A 716-nucleotide genomic window follows, 5' to 3' on the forward strand; every position below is an offset into this window, starting at 1 on the left:
TTTAGGCGACGGGGGAATCGGGAGCGGGAGGGCCGTCAAGGCCCGAGCGTGCCCTGGCCGGTCAGGTCTGCGCATGTGGGATCTCCGATCGTCGCGCATTAGATGGACGGCGCTTTTATATTGATCGTGTGACTCGTCAGGTGCGCACCTCTCCCGGCGCGGCGTACGACCTCGGATACCACGTGGTGTGGTGTCCGAAGTATCGCCGCCCGGTTCTTGGCGGGCGGGTCAAGGACCGCCTTGAGGAGTTGATTCGCGCCAAGGCCGACGAGCACGGCTGGGAGATCGTGGCGCTTGAGGTGATGCCCGACCACGTGCGCCTGTTCGTCAAGCCGCACCCGAAGAACTCTCCGTCGTACGTGGCCAACCAGTTCAAGGGCTTCACCTCCCACCACCTGCGCGCCGAGTTTGCGCACCTGCGCTCCCAACTGCCGACGCTGTGGTCGCGGTCGTACTTCGTGGCCACGACCGGCGCGGTGTCCGCCGATACCGTGCAGCGCTACATCGAGATCCAATACGAGCGCGTCCCCAAGGGGGGAGGTGCTCGTGCGCAGGTCGTTTAAGTTCCTGCTGCGTGCGACCGTCCACCAGCAGGTCGCGCTCACCGCGTACCTGGATGACCACCGCGCCCTGTACAACGCCGCACTGGAGCACCGCCGCACCGCCTACCGCAGGGCGGGCGTGAGCATCACCTACGGCGTCCAGTCGGCCGACCT

Annotated in this window: 1 protein-coding gene; it reads left to right on the forward strand. The window is 66.2% G+C overall.

Annotated features, from left to right (window positions below; all coding sequences use genetic code 11):
* The first annotated feature begins 128 nt into the window (after nucleotides 1-128).
* Entirely contained in the window at nucleotides 129-563 is a 435-nt protein-coding gene (tnpA, locus tag ACVCAG_RS45805) for an IS200/IS605 family transposase (protein WP_447191678.1), read from the forward strand.
* Nucleotides 564-716: the final 153 nt, after the last annotated feature.

The organism is Streptosporangium sp. G12 (assembly GCF_052983175.1).